The organism is Rhodococcus sp. P3_B8 (assembly GCF_056402775.1).
Window position 1 is genome coordinate 1 of sequence record NZ_JBFUGT010000582.1, and the last position, 1,880, is coordinate 1,880.

The 1,880-nt window shown below is 65.2% G+C and carries 1 protein-coding gene and 1 pseudogene; one reads left to right on the forward strand and one right to left on the reverse strand.

Annotation, left to right across the window (positions count from 1 at the left end):
* A partial coding sequence (locus tag AC1D1G_RS44770) for an NAD-glutamate dehydrogenase domain-containing protein (protein ID WP_477956894.1) occupies positions 1-1,539 on the reverse strand: 1,539 nt, incomplete at its 3' end.
* A 166-nt stretch (positions 1,540-1,705) separates the two neighbouring features.
* Here AC1D1G_RS44770 and AC1D1G_RS44775 point away from each other — a divergent pair.
* Positions 1,706-1,880, forward strand: a pseudogene (locus AC1D1G_RS44775) (4-aminobutyrate--2-oxoglutarate transaminase); the annotation flags it as partial.

Sequence of the window (1,880 nt, forward strand, 5' to 3'; positions counted from 1 at the left end):
GTCGTAGTGATCCCACGTGGTTCCGGGGAGGGCGAACAGGCGTTGGCGCTCGGCGAACGAGCGTGCCGGATCCGGGTCAGGGTCGATGAAAATGTGCCGATGGTCGAACGCGGCGACCAGCTTGAGAGAGCCCGACAACAACATCCCGTTGCCGAACACATCACCGGACATGTCGCCGATCCCGACGACAGAGAGGGGATCGGCGTCCACATCCACGCCGATATCGTCGAAGTGCCGGCGCACCGAGACCCAGGCTCCGCGCGCGGTGATGCCCATCGCCTTGTGGTCGTACCCACTCGAGCCGCCGGAGGCGAACGCGTCACCGAGCCAGTACCCGGCGTCGAGGGCAATGTTGTTGGCTAGGTCCGAAAACGACGCGGTTCCCTTATCGGCGGCCACCACGAGGTAGGTGTCGGGGCCGTCGTAGGTGACAGTGCGCTGCGGTGCGACGGTGCGACCATCGACGATGTTGTCGGTGACATCCAACAGGCCGCGGATGAACGTCGTATACGCCTCTGCGGGGCTGATATCCGGGTTCTTGCGAACGAAGGCCCCCTTGGCCCCGACCGGGACGATCGGGGAGTTCTTCACCGTCTGGGTCTTCATCAATCCCAGCACTTCGGTGCGGTAGTCCTCGGGGCGGTCGGAGAACCGCAGCCCACCGCGCGCGACGGCCCCGCTGCGCAGATGGATGCCCTCGACATCGTTGGCGTAGACGTAGATCTCCCGGTAGGGAACGACCGGTCCGGTCAGCGCGAGTTTGCTCGAGTCCAGCTTGAACGAGGAATACGGCTTCGGGGTGCCGGCACCGTCGAGTTGGTACCAGTTGGTGCGCAGGCATGCGGTGACAAACGACTCCAGCGACCGCATGATCCGGTCTTCGTCCAAGGTCGTTGCCGCATCGAGGTGTTCGTGCACGTCGGCAGCGGCATCGGCGATCACCGCATCCCGGTCGTCCAGCTCGGGATCGAACCGTGCCCCGAAATAGCGCACGAGGGACTCGACGAACTCGGTGTGCCGCAGCAGGGTGTCGGTGACATAGTGCTCGGACAACCMCAGCCCGGCCTGGCGGACGAACCGGCTGGCCGCCCGGACGAGCACGATGTCGCGCCAGGACAACCCGGCCGTGAGGATCAGCTTCGCGTAGTCGTCGATCTCGAACCCGTGCAGCGCATGCGCTTCGAATGCCTCCGACACCAGGCTCAGTGACCGGCTCTGCCACACCTGCGGCGCCCGAAAAGTGAACTTGTGCAACGCCGCACTGCCGGACAGATCCGCAGGAAGCGGCAATGTCTCCCGGTCGGCGACACGGAGCCCGAAGTGCTCGAACATCGTGGCGACGTCGGCCAGCAGCGGCGTCGTCCCGGGCCAGAGGATCACCGCTTCGACGGTGCCATCGCGAGCAAGGTCGCACAGGAAGACCATTCGCGGTGTGTCGGAGCGGTCGCTGCTGGTGAGCAACAGCCGTCCGATCGCTTCGTTGACGTCCACAGCCAGTGGTGAGGTCAGTTGATCTGCCGTTGAGGCGCCATTGCCCATTGCAGCTTCCTTCCAACTCGGTCGATGCTGCAAGTGTGCGGCGAGCGGCGCCAAAACCGAGTTAGCCCACTGGGACAATCGCTCGCTCCGATTTGTACAACTCGGCCATGTTCGTCGGTGTGGTGTCGCTCATACAGTCCTCGGTAACCCGACTGAAGGACACGACATGACTGCTGTGCACACACCCGTCGGCGGACCGCAGCTCGAGCAGGTACGCCGCATCGTCACCGAGGTACCCGGACCCCGCTCCGAGGAACTCGCTGCCCGCCGATCCGCCGCCCTTCCGGCGGGGTTGACCAGCGGCGCGGGCATCTACACCGAGGCCGCCGGCGGGGGAGTGC